General features: G+C 32.9%; 17 protein-coding genes. All 17 read right to left on the bottom strand.

All coding sequences use genetic code 11. The features are described 5' to 3' along the window. Window positions 1-72 precede the first annotated feature (72 nt). The 17 genes from CD041_RS02660 to hbs all read right to left on the bottom strand — a co-directional run bounded on the left by CD041_RS02660 (window position 73) and on the right by hbs (window position 17,129). The gene (locus tag CD041_RS02660; RefSeq protein WP_070648530.1) at window positions 73-2,754 is read right to left on the bottom strand and encodes a helicase C-terminal domain-containing protein; all 2,682 of its coding nucleotides are present in this window, start codon (window positions 2,752-2,754) and stop codon (window positions 73-75) included. Between the two features lie 23 nt (window positions 2,755-2,777). Continuing rightward, window positions 2,778-3,749, bottom strand: coding sequence for a biotin--[acetyl-CoA-carboxylase] ligase (locus CD041_RS02655; protein ID WP_002478183.1), 972 nt, complete (start codon window positions 3,747-3,749; stop codon window positions 2,778-2,780). Next, on the bottom strand, window positions 3,736-4,938 hold the full coding sequence (locus CD041_RS02650; RefSeq protein ID WP_070648528.1) for a CCA tRNA nucleotidyltransferase: 1,203 nt from the start codon (window positions 4,936-4,938) through the stop codon (window positions 3,736-3,738). The genes CD041_RS02655 and CD041_RS02650 overlap by 14 nt, the downstream gene beginning before the upstream one ends. A 12-nt stretch (window positions 4,939-4,950) precedes the next feature. Further along, complete coding sequence (gene bshA / locus CD041_RS02645) at window positions 4,951-6,069, bottom strand: N-acetyl-alpha-D-glucosaminyl L-malate synthase BshA (RefSeq protein WP_002478182.1); 1,119 nt, start codon at window positions 6,067-6,069, stop codon at window positions 4,951-4,953. Between the two features lie 26 nt (window positions 6,070-6,095). After that, window positions 6,096-6,419, bottom strand: a complete 324-nt coding sequence (locus CD041_RS02640; RefSeq protein ID WP_002478181.1) for a nucleotide pyrophosphohydrolase — start codon at window positions 6,417-6,419, stop codon at window positions 6,096-6,098. A gap of 169 nt (window positions 6,420-6,588) precedes the next feature. Continuing rightward, window positions 6,589-7,284 (bottom strand): zinc metallopeptidase, encoded by a 696-nt coding sequence (locus CD041_RS02635; protein ID WP_070648526.1) that lies wholly within the window; start codon window positions 7,282-7,284, stop codon window positions 6,589-6,591. A gap of 45 nt (window positions 7,285-7,329) precedes the next feature. Then, window positions 7,330-7,926 (bottom strand): DUF1405 domain-containing protein, encoded by a 597-nt coding sequence (locus CD041_RS02630; RefSeq protein ID WP_070648524.1) that lies wholly within the window; start codon window positions 7,924-7,926, stop codon window positions 7,330-7,332. Between the two features lie 3 nt (window positions 7,927-7,929). Next, a complete protein-coding gene (locus CD041_RS02625; RefSeq protein WP_207754588.1) occupies window positions 7,930-8,490 on the bottom strand; it encodes a YpiB family protein in 561 nt (186 codons plus the stop codon). A gap of 23 nt (window positions 8,491-8,513) precedes the next feature. Next, window positions 8,514-9,758 carry a tetratricopeptide repeat protein gene (locus CD041_RS02620; RefSeq protein ID WP_002478178.1) on the bottom strand — a complete coding sequence of 415 codons (1,245 nt, stop codon included), beginning with the start codon at window positions 9,756-9,758 and terminating at the stop codon, window positions 8,514-8,516. Between the two features lie 3 nt (window positions 9,759-9,761). Further along, window positions 9,762-11,057, bottom strand: a complete 1,296-nt coding sequence (gene aroA, locus CD041_RS02615) for a 3-phosphoshikimate 1-carboxyvinyltransferase (protein ID WP_002459085.1) — start codon at window positions 11,055-11,057, stop codon at window positions 9,762-9,764. Window positions 11,058-11,067: 10 nt separating this feature from the next. Then, complete coding sequence (gene aroB, locus CD041_RS02610; protein ID WP_070544829.1) at window positions 11,068-12,132, bottom strand: 3-dehydroquinate synthase; 1,065 nt, start codon at window positions 12,130-12,132, stop codon at window positions 11,068-11,070. A gap of 33 nt (window positions 12,133-12,165) precedes the next feature. Continuing rightward, the gene (gene aroC / locus CD041_RS02605; RefSeq protein WP_002492340.1) at window positions 12,166-13,332 is read right to left on the bottom strand and encodes a chorismate synthase; all 1,167 of its coding nucleotides are present in this window, start codon (window positions 13,330-13,332) and stop codon (window positions 12,166-12,168) included. A 394-nt stretch (window positions 13,333-13,726) separates the two neighbouring features. Next, window positions 13,727-14,176, bottom strand: a complete 450-nt coding sequence (gene ndk, locus CD041_RS02600) for a nucleoside-diphosphate kinase (protein ID WP_002492333.1) — start codon at window positions 14,174-14,176, stop codon at window positions 13,727-13,729. A gap of 142 nt (window positions 14,177-14,318) precedes the next feature. Then, window positions 14,319-15,275, bottom strand: a complete 957-nt coding sequence (locus CD041_RS02595; protein ID WP_070648520.1) for a polyprenyl synthetase family protein — start codon at window positions 15,273-15,275, stop codon at window positions 14,319-14,321. A gap of 1 nt (window position 15,276) precedes the next feature. Continuing rightward, window positions 15,277-16,002 carry a demethylmenaquinone methyltransferase gene (locus CD041_RS02590; protein ID WP_002478174.1) on the bottom strand — a complete coding sequence of 242 codons (726 nt, stop codon included), beginning with the start codon at window positions 16,000-16,002 and terminating at the stop codon, window positions 15,277-15,279. A gap of 12 nt (window positions 16,003-16,014) precedes the next feature. Further along, entirely contained in the window at window positions 16,015-16,581 is a 567-nt protein-coding gene (locus tag CD041_RS02585; protein WP_002478173.1) for a hypothetical protein, read from the bottom strand. A gap of 275 nt (window positions 16,582-16,856) precedes the next feature. Next, window positions 16,857-17,129 carry a non-specific DNA-binding protein Hbs gene (gene hbs, locus CD041_RS02580; RefSeq protein ID WP_002478172.1) on the bottom strand — a complete coding sequence of 91 codons (273 nt, stop codon included), beginning with the start codon at window positions 17,127-17,129 and terminating at the stop codon, window positions 16,857-16,859. Window positions 17,130-17,181: the final 52 nt, after the last annotated feature.

The following is a 17,181-nucleotide window of genomic DNA, read 5'->3' as shown; positions in this document are numbered from 1 at the left end:
ACTCTTTCATTTTAACAAAAGCACTATGTAAGTTCTAGTTGTCCATATTTTATTTTTACTAGTGTTTCAAGCTTATTTAATCTTATTGAGTAATTTATTGAATTGCTGGATATCACCTTTATTCTGACGATAATCTACAAGTACTTGAGAAAAGAAATTTTTATAGTTACTATGAATTAATCTGTCATCAAATGAAATGATTAAACCTTGATCTTCTTCGTTACGAATTAAACGTCCTAATCCTTGTCTAAATCGTGTAACTGCATCAGGTAATACATATTCTTTAAATGTAGATTTGAACTCTGAATCCATCAGCCAATATTTTGTATTATATTTATTCATAAATGGTAATTTAGCAATCATGACACATTTAATGCCATTTGATTGAAAATCAAAACCTTCAAAAAATGTTGATGTGCCTAAAAGTATTGCTTTATCAAAACTATTGAATTGCTGCACAATTTTATAATTTTGATTTTGTTGTTGTGTCAAGACGATATAATCTTCAAATGATGGTAAGTCATTGATAAGTTCTTGTACCATGTGCATCATTTTATAGCTGGTAAATAGAATGAGACATTTTGATTGCGTTTTTTGTGTATAAACTTCTAAATATTGCACGATTGAAGAAACATAATCTTCAATGCTTAAATAGTTATAAGGTTCTACATCAGTAGGTATAAACACATTTGTATTTTTAAGTTGTGGCATTGGATTTTGAACTTCAAATGTATTAAATGAGACAGTTTCGGTAAACCAATTTTTAAAGGCATCAAACGAATGGTTAAATGTTAAAGTACCAGATATAAAAGTTAAAGATTTAAATTTATCTAAAATTTGTGAGGTTAAAACGTCTTTGACATTATAATCTTTAATAAATAAACGAATGGTCGATTTTTGCTGTAAATTTTTTATGGCAATAAACGTCGTGTGATGTTCTAATAAACTGTTTTCAATTGCCTTGTAGCGTTCATTAAGATATAGGAGTTGTTTTCTAAATGATTTAACAGTTTTATGACTCATACCATTAAAGAATTCCAAGGTTTTATTAACTTTTGTAATGACTTGATGTAAATCATTCAAAATGGATTGTGTATCAAAATCATAGACATAATGGTATCGATGAGTGTCATCATCGTGTGTTTCACTGCTGTGTATAATATCAAATATTGTAGTAAATAAGCGTTCATTTAATTCATGAATATCAGTTATATGAGATTTCAAGCCAAAAACATCAATGGGTGGGATGTCTAATTTTTCTAGAATACGTTGTTGTTCTAAGTGATCAATAGCTTTCAATAATTTTTCATTTTCATTTTTACCGATTAAGCCAAGTTGATATTTTATATCTGCATAGTTCAATTCGTTAGTGACTTGATTTAAAGCATAGTCAGGAAGACGGTGTGCTTCATCTATAATACAATCGTCAAATAATTCATAAATAGAATTTTCGTGATCAGAATGAATGAGGTGTGCATGATTTGTTACACCAATTTGAATGTTTTGTGCATTGCGTTTAATATAATTATAAAAATGAACATCGTTTTTTTCTGGAACATATGTTTCAATTTTTTGGTCAAAGTACATCTTTTGACCGCCTTTTAAATTAAGCTCTTGTATGTCGCCAGTTTCAGTCTCAGTTAGCCAGATGAGCAGTTTCATCTTCAAGATACTTACTTCATAATTGATATTTTCATCTTTCAATATTTGGCTGATTAATCCTAATGAAATATATTCACTTTTGCTTTTAATCAATAAGGCATTAATTTTAAATTCTAATGCTTGATTGAGTTCAGGGATATCTTTATAAAGTAGTTGATGCTGTAAAAGCTTTGTATTCGTTGAAATCATGACATGTTTATCCGTTTCAATGTTATACATTAAGGCTGCGAGCAAATAAGCTAAGGACTTGCCACTTCCTAGTGGTGCTTCTATCATGGCTTTATCACTATGCATTAATTGATCAAGAATAATTTCAGATAAGTATAATTGTTGTGGCCTATAAGTTAACTTTAATTGCGCCACTACTTTTGAATATAAGTCTTTTAAAGAGCCATTAAAGTCTGTTTTTGGCGCTTTTAAATCGATTTGTTTTTTATACATAATTTGTTCAAAACGGTCGAATTTGTTATCTGGCAAAGCGTTTTTATATTGGCGTACCATTTCAAACAAAATATGATACAAGTCATATTTTAAGTTTTTGCTTAAATAATATAATTGTTTTAACGTGTCTAGCGGTAATGTTTCAAACTTTTGAAATGCTTTAATCATTAATTTTGCAGTTGTTGTTGCATCTTCATCAGCACGGTGCGCATTATCTAATGGAATATGGTGTGCCTCTGCCAATTCACTCAGCTGATAACTTTTATCTGTAGGGAAAGCAATTTTAAATAATTCAACAGTATCAATCACCTTTTTGGGTTGAAAATGGATGTGATTACGTTTAAATGCCTTTTTAATAAAAGTTAAATCAAAAGAAACGTTGTGCGCAACAAACACAGAATCTTTAAGCTGTTTATAGACGTCTTCTGCAACTTCATGAAAATATGGTGCTTGCTTTAACATATCTTCTTCTATTGAAGTGAGCGCTTGTATAAATGGAGGGATTTCTACATCAGTGTTAATCATTGAATGGTAGGTACCTACAATTTTTTGGCCACGAACGAATGTGATACCTATTTGAATAATTTCATCGTAATCAAGCTGGTTACCGGTCGTTTCTAAGTCAACAACGGCGTAACTTGTTTGCCCCATGATTATCTCTCCTTAACTCATGATTATATTTCAATATCTGCACTCATTAAACGGCGCATATTCCCTTGGTTATCTCTGACAATTAAAAAGCCGTTATAATCTATATCTTCCGCTTCACCCATAAATTGCGTGCCATTTTCAGTGAATTTTATTTGACGCTGCCAAATGTTAGATGCTTTGATATATTCATCACGGATGGTATTAAATGGCTGTGTAAGAAACTGTTGATAGCGATAAACAATTTGTGAGATAAGCTGATCAAAAAATGCATAGCGATTAATTTTATGTGTGGCATGGAGGCGTATGCTTGTTGCTCTGGACTTAATTTCTTCTATAAAATCATCTTCAGTATGATTCATATTAATGCCAATACCACAAATGATTGCTTCAACAGCATCGTAATTCGCAACCATTTCAGTTAAGAAGCCGCAAACTTTTTTATCACCGATATAAATATCATTTGGCCATTTTATTTTAACCTCATCATTCGCAAATGCTTGAATAGCATCACGAATACCTAAAGCAATAAATAGGTTGAACTTAGGCATCATATCAAATGGTACATTAGGTCTTAAAACAACTGACATCCACAAGCCTTTCCCTTTAGAGGAACTCCAATTTCGGTTGAAGCGACCACGTCCTTTTGTTTGTTCATCACTCAATATTAGATAAGATTTAGAATTATTGACTAACATTTGTTTAGCAATTATTTGTGTCGAATCGGCTGTGCGATAAACTTCTATTTGATCAAATATCTGATGTTTGTTGACAATAGGTTTAATAATGCCTAAATACCATTGATCAGGTAACGATTTCAACTGATGTCCTTTATGATTAATCGATACGATGTCGCAACCTTCGACTTTTAATTGGTCAATAATTTTCTTTACAGCTGCACGTGAGATGTTTAATTGATTGGCAATATGCTGTCCTGAAATGTATGTGTTGTGATGTTGATATAGCATATTAATCACATCTTGACTATATTTCGACATGTTTTTTCACCCACTTCAATATCTGTTTTTTATTATTTTGCACATTGTTGTTGACAATTGCTACTTCAATCATTCTTAATACCGTTTTAATCCAAGGACCACGTTTTTTATTGAAGAAGTTAATTAAATCATAACCACTTATTGCGATATCTTGACGCTGATTTATAATAAGTGATTGTGATATATCGTGAATCACTTCAGGATTAATGATAACAGGATTACCTACTTTTATATGCTGATCTTGAAACATTTGACGATGGTTTAAGATTTCTAATAAAGAATGACTGCCATAGTCATATACTAATAGACGTAAATCTTGTTTTGATTTTATCTTATTCAAAAGTTGAAGCAAAGATAGCAATTGTTTAATCTTTTGTTTCTCGTTGTTACTTATTTTGAGAGAAGTAAGAGAAAATTGACTATTTGTTGCAAACAACAATGATGCAATCCATAGTTCGAAAGACATAGGCTCTGTTACTATAAATTTGTTCATATCTATAGATTCAAAGAATGGGATATGGTTAAACAACCCTAGCTGAATCATATGCTTGTAACTGGATGACACATAATGCCCTTGTATTAATTTTTTTAATTCAACGATAATACGTTCTATAGATAAGTAAGCTGTATCTGCCACACGTTGTTGCATGGCAAGAAATGTTGTTGTATCAATTGTAAAGCCTAATTGAGCCTCGAAACGGAGACCACGTAATATTCGCAGAGCATCTTCTTCAAATCGCTCATGAGGCTCTCCTACCGTTCGGATAATGTGTTGCTTAATATCAGCTTGTCCACCAAAGTAATCGTAGATTTGATAAGATTTGTCCATTGCAATGGCATTCATGGTAAAATCACGACGTTCAACATCTTGATACAAATTTCTGACAAACGTTACCTCACTAGGGCGACGATGGTCTGTATATTCTTCTTCTGCTCGAAATGTAGTTACTTCATAATTATGCTGTCCATAAACAACATTGATTGTGCCATGTGCTTTGCCAATAGGAATTGTATGCTGAAATATTGTTTCAATTTCATCAGGTGTAGCGCTTGTTGTGATATCAATATCATGTATATCTCGTCCCATAATATAGTCACGCACTGATCCACCTACAAAATAAGCCTCGTAACCGTGTTGCTGAATTTTTGTTAGTAAAGGTTTTGCTTGTTCAAATAATCTATATGACATCTGATACCTCTTTTACTGTAACATTTTATTGTAATAATATTCATATTGGTCAGTAATAAGTTCTGAGCCAAAACGTTCTTTAATATCCTTTAGCATATTGTGTTGTATCGTCTGATATAATTGTGGATTATTTAATAGTTCTAGCACATATTCACTAGCCTGTGCACTATCACCAACGTCAACGATATAACCTGTTTCTCCATGCTTGATAACTTCTTTAATGCCTCCTGCGTTTGAGCCAATCGGTACGACGCCTGTCTTCATCGCTTCCAACAAGCTTAACCCAAAACTTTCCTTTTCACTTAAAAGTAAGACAATATCTGCAAGTTGATAAAATTCACTCACACAATCTTGCTTTCCTAAAAATAACACATGATCTTCTACATTAAGGTCACGTGCTTTTTGACGCATATCACAGAGTTCAGGGCCATCACCCAACAATAATAACTTACTTGGTATGGATTGATGTACTTTTGCAAAAGTCTCAATTATAGTATCTATGCGTTTAACACGTCTAAAATTAGATACATGAATAAGTACGCTCTCCTCAGGAAGAATACCATACATGTTCTTTAGAGACTCATCATGTTTTGTCGGAAATTCATCCTCACGCACAAAGTTATAAATAGGAATGATATCTTTATCAGTCTCAATAATATCTTTAGTTTGTTTAGCTAATGACTGACTGACGCTTGTCACTATGTCACTTTCTTCGATTCCGAATTTTATAGCATCTTTTAATGTGTGGTCATAACCAAGTACTGTGATATCTGTGCCATGAAGTGTTGTCATGATTTTTATATCTTTACCAGACATTTGGCGAGCAAGTATGCCGCAAACAGCATGTGGAACTGCGTAATGCATGTGTAATATATCTAAATCATACTCTTTAATAACTTCCGCAATTTTTGTACTTAAAGTGATATCATAAGGCGGATATTGAAATACGGCGTATTGATTAACTTCAACTTGATGAAAAGTGACGTTTGGCAAAGGCTTTCTAATTCTAAATGGTAGATTTGAAGTAATAAAATGAACTTCATGACCACGTTCTGCCATCTTAATGCCGAGTTCTGTAGCAATAATTCCCGAGCCACCCATTGATGGGTAGCATGTAATCCCAATTTTCATTTAGCCATAACTCCCTTCCTATTACATCAAGACTTGCGCTCAAAACGGTTTTTATCACGTGTATTAAACTTTTTCATCGTTTCATTAAAGCTGTCAGTCATATCAATGTTTAAAGAGTTAGCGATGCAAAGAAGTACAAATAAATTGTCCCCTAGTTCGGCTTTTACGGTGTTATCTTCTTCTGAATCTTTCTTTTGTTTCTCACCATAATAATGATTAATTTCTCTAGCTAATTCGCCAACTTCTTCTGTTAAGCGTGCTAAGTTGGCTAAAGGAGAAAAGTATCCCGCTTTAAATTGACTGATGTATGCATCGACTTCTTTTTGCATCTCTTTCATAGATTTAGTCATTGTCATTCTCCTTTAATAATTATGTCTTATATAGTATATATCAAAATTTCTGAACATGCATTCGTCGTGCAATGACAAATAAAAAACAAGGTACAACTTGTGCACCTTGTTAAAGAATATGGCTATACGAATATCTCAAAATTGTAGCATTAAATGCTATATTTACTTGTTAATCACTAGAACGCGCAATAAGGATAAGTCTTACAAGTTCAGCAACAGCTGTTGCAGTAGCTGCCACATATGTCATCGCAGCGGCTGATAAAACTTTTTTAGCATGTTTATATTCTTTTTCATTTACAATATTTAAGCTTTGTATTTGTTTCATAGCACGTGAGCTGGCATCAAACTCTACTGGTAAAGTAACGATTGAAAACAATACGGCTAGTGACATTAATCCTGCACCAACCCATAACGCTGTTGAGCCAAAAGCACTACCAAGTGTTGTTAATACAATACCTAATAAGACAAGCATATAACTTAGTGAACTACCAATATTTGCAAAAGGTACTAACGCTGTTCTAAAGCGTAAGAATGCATAACCTTGTGCATGTTGAATTGCATGCCCAACTTCGTGCGCAGCAATTGCTGTGCCAGCTACAGATGGACGATCAAAGTTAGCTGGAGATAAACAAACGACTTTCTTTTTTGGATCGTAGTGATCTGTTAAAAAGCCTTCTCCTCGTACTACTTCGACATCATAAATACCGTTAGCATTCAGGATTTCTTCAGCGACTTCACGTCCTGTTTTACCACTTGTAGATCTGACTTGTGAATATTTTTCATAATTTGACTTTACGTTGTGTTGTGCCCACATAGGAATCGCCATAATGATGACAATATAAATTATATAAGACATTAAAGACATTAAACTCACTCTCCCTTTGATAATATTTTACTGAGAACACGCACATTAAGCAAATAATTTAAACTTTAATATGGAACCAAATATATAATATAACAGAATACTCATGAAACTTAAACATACTGTAAATACAGCAATTGGAACAAGGTGCATAGCGATAAAGTCATATATAGGATACTGCTCAAATAGATAGTCTATCGCATCGTTAATGAATAGCCATAATGAACCAACTGCTATTGCAAAAGACGAACGTTGTAGTCGTGGATAAATATAACATGCTTCCATAGCCATTATGGCGTGAGATAATAGCAGGAGTAGACCATTTATTGTTATATCATGAATTTCAATAAACATTAAAATGTTCATGCTGACAGCCCAAATACCATATTTAAACAATGTTAAAAAAGCTAGAGTACCAACAATACTACAACGTTTATTGTTCAAGAAGCAATATAATGTTAAACATAAAAATAACGAAGCGGTTGGACTATCAGGTACAAATGGTAAAAAATACCATGTTGTTGAAGATAATTGTTCAGCATACCAGTAATAGCCATATAACGTACCTAAAACATTGCAAAACAAAAGCAATAAAAGAAACGGTTTATAATATAAGGATAGTTCCCAAATTTCACGAATGCGCATAATTTAATCCTCTAGATTGTTATTAGTCATGTGTTGAGCTTTAATCGTATTTAGAACATGTGTTAATTGCGTAAAACGTTCTGTGTCATGCATCAATAAACTTAAATCAATATTTTCATACAGCTGACTTAAAAATTGATGTTGTAACGTACTATTTGAAGATAAGGTATGAATATAAGGTAAATAGGATTGGTATCGCTCAGATTGTACTATTTGTGCTAAAATAAGCTGTTCTAATTTCGCATCCGGTCCGACGTGAAGTGGAAAATGTATTAAGATATCAAATGGTGTAGATTGTGAAATAATGACATTAAAAATCTCATTAGAATTAATAAGGTGGTTATGATGATATTTATACTGAATTGCTTCATCATCAGCACCAACAAGTGAAAGCTCAAGTGTTGGGTGAGATGGAATCTTTTCTACAACAAAATGAATTTGGCTAAGCATTTTATCAGATGCTTTAATATAGTTAAGTAACCAAACACTTATACGTGATTTAAAATGATAATGAAACAAAGCATATTCTATATAGCTTTGTTTCATTTGTGTAAGTGAATCCATCTGCACTATATTACCCCCTCTTATCAATTTTCAAGTCTAGCGGTTTCTTCGTGCCAAATTTCATTGCTAGGATCTAATTCTAACAGTTGATTTAAAATTTGTTGCGCATGATTTTTGTCACCAATTTCTAATAAATAGTAATAATAATCACTTAAAAATGCACTCTGCGTCTTAAGGGTTGGATAGGCTAATTCAAAGAAATGCTGAGCCTCTTTATCGCGTTCTTCTTGGCCAAAAGCAAAAGCAAGGTGCCATGTAAATACGGGATCTAAATCTTCTTCGTCTACGTATTGCAAGAGGTTAATCAACGCTTCATAATCTTCTTCAGAACGGAATAAATCAGCTAATAATAGTAATGGCTCGTGATAAGCATTATCCACTTCTAGAGCTTGTTTGAGTAATGCGACACCTTCATTAGCGTCTCCATGTTCTATTTCAATACTACCAGTTGAAACCATTAACTCTTTATAAAATTGACTTAATCGTAGACCTTCTTTACCAATTTCTATTGCATCAGCATAATTCTTTTCATGTTCATATAACTGTTGAAGGTAATAATAGCCTTGTAAAAAGTCTGGATCTTTGGTTAACAAAGTAGTCATGATTTTAATGGCTTCTAATGACAAATCATTTTTCTCATACGCAATTGCTTTTTTAAAATAATCATCGGATGTCATTTCTTCATCGCTGATTTCATCAAATAAACGGATGGCATCGGAATAATTACCACTTTGTAAACTACAATCAGCCATACGCGCAAATAAATTAATACCATTAATTTCATATTCACCAGTGTCTAACACTGTTTGGTACTCATGTGTCGCGCGCAGATACTGACCGTCATAATACAATATTTCTGCCAAAGCAAAGTGTATAATTGGATCGTTGGGTTCGAGATCTCGAGCTTCTATTAATTTATCAATAGCGACCTCTAACATATTTATTTGTTGATAAAGGTCGGCTTCAAGCATTAATTTCTCTGTTGAGGTTTCAACGTGGCTTAAATATTCGAGCGCTTCATCTGTTTGATTTTCAGCCATTAGTCCCTCAATAAAATAAATCAGCAATTCACTTTCATCGGGATATTTATGATAAAGTGTTCTAAAAACTTCTAATCCTTGAGGCATGAGGCCAAAATTATACAATGTTTCGCCTAAGATAAACAAAGCATCATCATTTGGAGATGTTAATGCATCGTTTACACGAGAATCTATATTGTCTATTTTTTGTAGATTGATATCGTCTATCAATTTGTAGATATCTTCCATTTGTTATTCTCCCTCATTTTCTAACTGCTTTAATTTTGATAAGAAACCTGGAAAAGAAACATTTACAGCATCGAACTGTTTAATTTCAAGTGGTTCTGATGAAAGTAATGATCCAATGGCTAACATCATACCAATACGATGATCGGATAAGCTATCAACTACTGCAGCTCTCGTCAATGATGATGGATGGATGATTAGGCCGTCCGCAGTGGGTTGAATATCAAATCCTAATAAGCCTAGCATATCTGCAGTTGTATCAATACGGTTTGTTTCTTTCACTTTTAATTCTGTAGCATCTTTAATAATGCTTGTACCTGTTGCTTGTGTACATAGTAACGCGATAATTGGTAATTCATCAATCGATTTAGGCACAAGCTCACCATCAATATGAATTGGTTTTAAATTTGGTGTATATTGAACATGAATTGATGCAGTAGGTTCAGCCTCTTGTGTTTGATTTAAAAGTTCAATGTGCGCACCCATTTTTAGTGCGATATCTATAATACCTGATCGTGTTGGATTAATGCCAACGTTATGAATTGTAATATCACTGCCAGGTGTAATTAAAGCTGCCACAATAAAGAAAGCAGCTGATGAAATATCGCCAGGTACAGTGAAATCACGTGCTTTAATATGTTGAATAGCATTCTTTGGTACTGTAATAGATTTACCATCAATCGTAATTGGAATATTAAAATGTTTAAACATTGTTTCAGTATGATTTCTACTTAATTCTTTCTCTATAACTGTCGTGCTATCATTGGCAAATAAACTTGCAAGCAGTATCGCACTTTTAACTTGTGCACTTGCAACCTCCATCTCGTATCGAATACCATGAATATTTCCTGGTTGAATAATGAGTGGCGTGTAATTATTATCAACACTTGAAATATTAGCTTGCATTAATTGCAGGGGTTTAAGTATACGATCCATAGGTCTTTTTCCAATTGAAATATCACCTGATAAAACGCTTTGAATCCCAACGCCACTTAGTAATCCTGCTAATAATCTTGTTGTTGTACCTGAATTACCAGTATATAGTACTTGATGAGGTGTCTTAAAGTTCCTATAACCAGGAGAATCGATATAAACATTATCATCTTTAATGGTAATATCTACACCAAGTAACTTGAAGATATTTAATGTTCTCAAACAATCTTCACCTAAAAGCGGTTGATAAATAGCTGTTTTTCCAGATGCTAATGAAGCTAACATAATAGCGCGATGTGTCATAGATTTATCACCAGGAACCGTTATTTCACCTTTGAGTGGACCTGTAATATGAATGGTTTGTGTCATGCTATATCACCTACTTATAATATGATAATAAATCTTTAAATGCCTTATGAAGTATGTCTTTATCTACGTGCTGAACAACCGGTTGTCCAATAGATTTAAGTAATACCATTTGAATACCCTTACCATTATTTTTCTTATCACCTAACATGAGATGATATAGTTGATCAAACTGCATTGTTGAAATAAATTGCGTTGGGTATTGTAATTTCTCTGCATAGTCTACAAAGTGTTTAATATTAAAGTTTGATCTTAATATTTCATTAGCAACTATAAATTGATAAATGATACCGAACATAATCGCGTGACCATGAGGGATTTTATATTGATATTCTATTGCGTGACCAAAAGTATGACCCAAGTTTAAAAATTTTCGTTTGCCTTGCTCTTTTTCATCCTCAGTGATAATTTCAAGTTTAGTTTGAATGCCTTTAAAAATAAAATGCTCAATATCTTTTAAAGATTGTAATTTTGATTGGTTTGGAAAGGCGTTTTCTATAGATTGAAAGTCATACGTATTGGATAATAATGCATGTTTATATACTTCGGTATAACCACTTAATACTTCTTCATATGGCAATGTTTGAAGAAAATCCAAGTCATAGACGACAGCATTAGGACGATGGAATGCTCCAATTAAATTCTTACCATGTTGAGAATTAATGCCTACTTTACCACCAACGCTTGAATCATGAGCCAATATGGTTGTTGGCACTTGAATAAAATGGACTCCTCTTAATAAGGTTGCTGCCAAAAATCCTGTAAAATCTCCTGTAGCACCACCACCAATCGCAACTAAACATGTTTCACGCGTTGGTTGATAACTAAGTATTTGTTCAATGACTTGATGATAATGGTCAAATGATTTGGTACGTTCTCCTGCTGGAATGGTAATTTTGATTGCATGTTGCGCAGTTACATAATCATTAATTTTGGCTTTGAAGTTAAAATCTACATATTCATCAACTATAACGAAAATTTTATCATAGTCATCTGTGACGCTTGATAGATATTGAAATGCACCGTGTTCTACAATAATGGGATAATTATTTGTGTCATAAGTTGTTGTTAATTCCATTGAATACACCTTCTATTTATTGATTAAACTTGTCTAAAATTCAATATTTAATTGACGACGTTCTTCGATTTGTGACACAAGTTGCTCCATGTGGTTAGATTGAAATTCTTCAAGTATTGCTTTCGCTATTTCAAAGGCAACGACATGTTCACAAACTACACTTGCGGCAGGTACAGCACAACTGTCTGAACGTTCAATGGTTGCTTTAAAGTCCTCTTTCGTATTGATATCTACAGAATTTAAAGGTTTATATAATGTTGGAATAGGTTTCATCACACCATTAATAATTAGTGGCATACCGTTTGTCATTCCACCTTCAAAGCCACCTAGATGATTTGTAGCTCTATAATATCCTTTATTTTTATCATAATGAATTTCATCTTGAATCGCACTTCCAGGTTTTTCAGCAGCTTTAAATCCTTCACCGAAACTCACACCTTTAAAGGCATTAATACTAACAACACCTTGAGCAATACGACCATCTAATTTTCTATCGTATTGTACATAACTACCAACACCAACTGGCATATGTTCAACCATCACTTGAACAACACCGCCAATTGAGTCCCCTTCTCGTTTAGCTTCATCTATTTTATCGCGCATTGCTTGAGCAATCTTGTCATCAACCACACGTACATCATTTTTATCAATATTTGATTTGAAAATGTTTGGATCGTATAAAGCTTTGTCTTTAATACCACCAATCTCTACAACACGACTATACATATTTATACCAAGCTGTGCCAATAATAGTTTACATACTGCACCTACAGCTACGCGTGCAGCTGTTTCTCTTGCAGAAGAACGCTCTAAGACATTTCTCAAATCTCTATGATTATATTTCATACCACCAATTAAATCGGCATGACCTGGTCTCGGTTTAGTAATGGTTCGCTTCATTTCTTGTTGTTCTTTTGCTGTGATTGGTTCTACACCCATGATATTGCGCCAATGAGTGAAATCATCATTTGTTACGACAATAGTAATTGGACTTCCCAATGTATAGCCATTTCTAACGCCAGAAACAATTTGTACGGCATCTTTTTCTATTTGCATTCTACGTCCTCTTCCATAACCGCCTTGACGTTTAAACATTTCCTTATTAATATCTTCTGCGTTAATCGCTAAATTTGCAGGAACACCTTCAATAATAACAGTAAGTTGTGGACCATGTGATTCACCGGATGTTAAATATCTCATGATGATTAGCTCCTTCCCATATGTTAATAATTCTCATATGTTCTTATGTTACCATATATGGAAAAGTAAAATAATAAAAATTAAGGGAGTAACTATTTTAAATCAAGCTATTAGGAATAGATATGACTATAGAACAATCTTCTTTAATTAACTGTCTGGGACATAAAGTTCTTAGACAAGTAAAAAAAGGAAAATTTCTATTGAAATAGTATTGAAATTGCCTTTTCTAAGTATGTTGATATAAAATTACATATCAATGAGACGTATTGAATAAAAAAGAAGCATTCAGATGAATTGAATTCATCTGAATGCTATTTTTCTAGGAATTATGCCCTAGATTGCTAGAGATATAGCTGTCATACCTCTTAAGATTGGATAAAATGAACTTATGAAATTATTCGTATAACCACTTATCCCTAGGTGCTGAATAGTTACTGATTTCATTTTCATCAAACCATAAATGAATTTCTCTTTCAGCCGAAGCTAATGAATCAGAACCATGAATAACATTTCTCCCAACAGTTAAACCTAAATCACCTCTAATTGAACCTGGTGCTGCTTCTGCTGGATTAGTTTGACCAATAATATGACGAGACACATTAACGGCATTCTCTCCTTCAACTACCATTGCAAATACAGGAGCTGAAGTGATAAATGAAATCAATCCATCGTAAAAAGGTTTACCTTTATGTTCGGCATAATGTGCTTCGGCTAATGAAGTTGGTACAGTCATCAACTTTGCGCCTACAAGCTTTAAACCTTTATTTTCAATTCTAGAAATAATATTTCCTATTAAATTACGCTGTACAGCATCTGGTTTTAGCATTAAAAATGTTCGTTCCACTGTGTATCCCCCTGTTTTCATGTTCCAAAAATGATTATCCTTTACACTATTTTTATGTATATGTGTGTGTAGCATGTAAGAAACCTGCTACTAACTTAATAGTAACAGGTGTTTAAAGCGCTTTCAATATATTAATTTGTGCTTATATTTCTCGGGAACCCATTTTTTTAATTAATTTTCGGAATAAATTTTGAGCATGTGGCTCGTTTAAACTATCTATAAGTTTTAATGCTTTATTTAAATAATGATCGCTTACTTCTTTAGCTTCATGAATACTCTCAGAATTTCGTATATTTTGGATACATATTTCGAAATGCTCTTTAGGGCTTTCGGATGTTAAATCTGTTATTTTTTTCTTGAATTGACTGTTACGTCGCATTTCAAGTAATACAGGTAATGTAATATGTCCGTTCATTAGATCACTGCCAACGGGTTTCCCTAATTTATTTTCAGAACTTGTAAAATCAAGAATATCATCTATAATTTGGAAACTCATACCTATGTAATGGCCAATCATTTTTAATTTATAAACGGTTTGTTGAGAGGCATTAGATGTTAAAGCGCCTACCTCTGTAGCCAATTGAATCAATAGCGCAGTTTTACGATTAATACGTCTTAAATAATTAGATATTGTTTGGTTACTGTTGAATTGATCTTGGAATTGAAATAGTTCTCCACGACAAACATCCACTATAGATGTAGAAATAATGGTATGAATTCGCGGGTGATTAACTTCTGATAATTGTTCTAAGCCTAGCGCTAATAAAAAATTGCCAGTTAAAATAGCGGTAGTTTGGTCCCACTTTTTAGAAATTGTTAATCGACCTCTGCGTTTATCACTTTTGTCAATTACATCGTCATGCACAAGTGTTGCCATATGGATGAGTTCTAATGCTACAGCTACTTTATATGTATCTTCTGACTGTTTTGATTTACCAAATTGACTACTCAGTATGACAAATGCTGGTCTCACTCTTTTGCCTCCAGATGACAATAAATGAAGAGATGCTTCTTCAAGCACAGTATCATTACTTTTGATTATTTGTTCAAGAAGATTATTTACTTTTTTAATTTCATTATTTATGTTTAACTTTGCCACGTTAATCACCTTTGGTAGAACTTTTTTCTTTATAGCCAAGGTGCATTGCAGCAACGCCACCTGTAAAGCTACGTACTTTAATGTTACTAAAACCAGCTTGACTAAATAGTCGTTTTAACTTTTCTTTATCTGGAAAATTAAATGTTGATTGTTGTAGCCATTCGTATTCTTCTTTAGATTTTGCAAAGAGTTTGCCAAAAATAGGCATAACGAATCTAAAATATAATTTGTAAACTTGTTTGAAAACAGGCATTGTAGGTTGACTAGTTTCTAGGCACACAACCATACCGCCTGGTTTTAGTACGCGATGCATTTCTTTCAGAGCGCCTAAATAATCTGGTACATTACGTAAACCAAAACCTATTGTTACATAGTCAAAAGAGTCATCTTCAAAAGGCAAATGCATAGCATCACCATGAACAAGATGAACATTATCCATAGCGGAAGTTTTTTCTTTTCCAACTTTTAACATATTTTCACTAAAATCAAGTCCAGTAACCTCACCGTTAGGGCCGACTGCTTTGCTTAATGCAATTGTCCAATCTGCCGTTCCACAGCATACGTCCAATGCAACGCTGTTTTTTTTAACACGCATTTCTTTCATTACATGTTTACGCCAAACTTTATGTTGTTCAAAGCTAATAATATTGTTTAAGCGATCATATTTTTGCGAAATATTTTGAAAAACGGTATGTACTTGTTCTTTTTTTGCATTATTGTCAGCCATTATGATTTACCTCTACTTTTTTTCTATAAAACTTTGATTAATTTTTTGAATATCAATTTTTGCTTTTTCTTTGCTATACATTTTTAAATATGATGGATAATATGTTTCAATATCTTCAAAAAGATACTTATAGATATTTGCTATGTCAATTTCTTCACTAAAATAAGATATCGTGATTTGGGGAAATATCGCTTCTATCTTTATGATAGCATCTGTGACTTCTTCTTCGGAAAGTGTTTGCTGATGCAAAGAAGACTTGATTTCATTTACTGTTATAATTGCCTTACTCATTGATAATTGAAAAGCTGGTTCATTTAAATCAGCTAACAATGTATAAAAATGGGCACTTAGTAAGTCACCAATAAGTATAGAATGTTTTGATAAGTTATTATCTGTTATACCATCTAGATGTCTCATTGATGTATCAATTGTGAGGCATGCAAGTTTCGCTTGTTCAGGGATATCGTATTTATCTAATAAACTACCAAGCTTTTGGTTAATATGGATTGGCTCATAGTCTGATATACCCTTTAACCTAACATCAATTTGTTTATTTAGTTTACTTATAGTCGTTTCCATTTTCACACCTCACGATATTATCAATATACATCTTAACATTATCTGCTTGAAAATTAAATAAAGATAGAACTTCTATCTGATGTCAAAGTTAAAACGCATGAGCATGTTGTTAATAAATATTAAAATTTTCTTATTTTGATCAACCTGTGATATTTGAATACAGTAGAGACGGAGTACAATTAGATTTTAAAGTTTAATTGTAACGAAACTTATGTTATTTATGCATTTTTAACTATAAATAAAAAAGCCCTTTTAAAAGGGCTTTAATAAGTAAACTATTTAACAGCATCTTTTAATGCTTTACCAGCTTTAAATGCTGGTACTTTACTTGCAGGTATTTCGATTTCTTTGCCAGTTTGAGGGTTACGTCCTTTACGTGCAGCACGTTCACGTACCTCAAAGTTTCCGAAACCAATTAATTGAACTTTTTCACCTTTAGATAAAGAAGTTTGGATTGATTCGAAAACAGCATCTACAGCTGAACCAGCTTGTTTTTTAGTTAAGTCAGCTTGTTCTGCAACTGCATTAATTAAATCTGTTTTGTTCATATCAGATTCACCTCCTGATAAATGATAATGATAACTTAATACCATTATGGTA

It is taken from the genome of Staphylococcus lugdunensis (genome assembly GCF_002901705.1).
Lineage (GTDB): Bacteria > Bacillota > Bacilli > Staphylococcales > Staphylococcaceae > Staphylococcus > Staphylococcus lugdunensis.
This window is presented reverse-complemented; position numbering and strand designations above follow the sequence as displayed.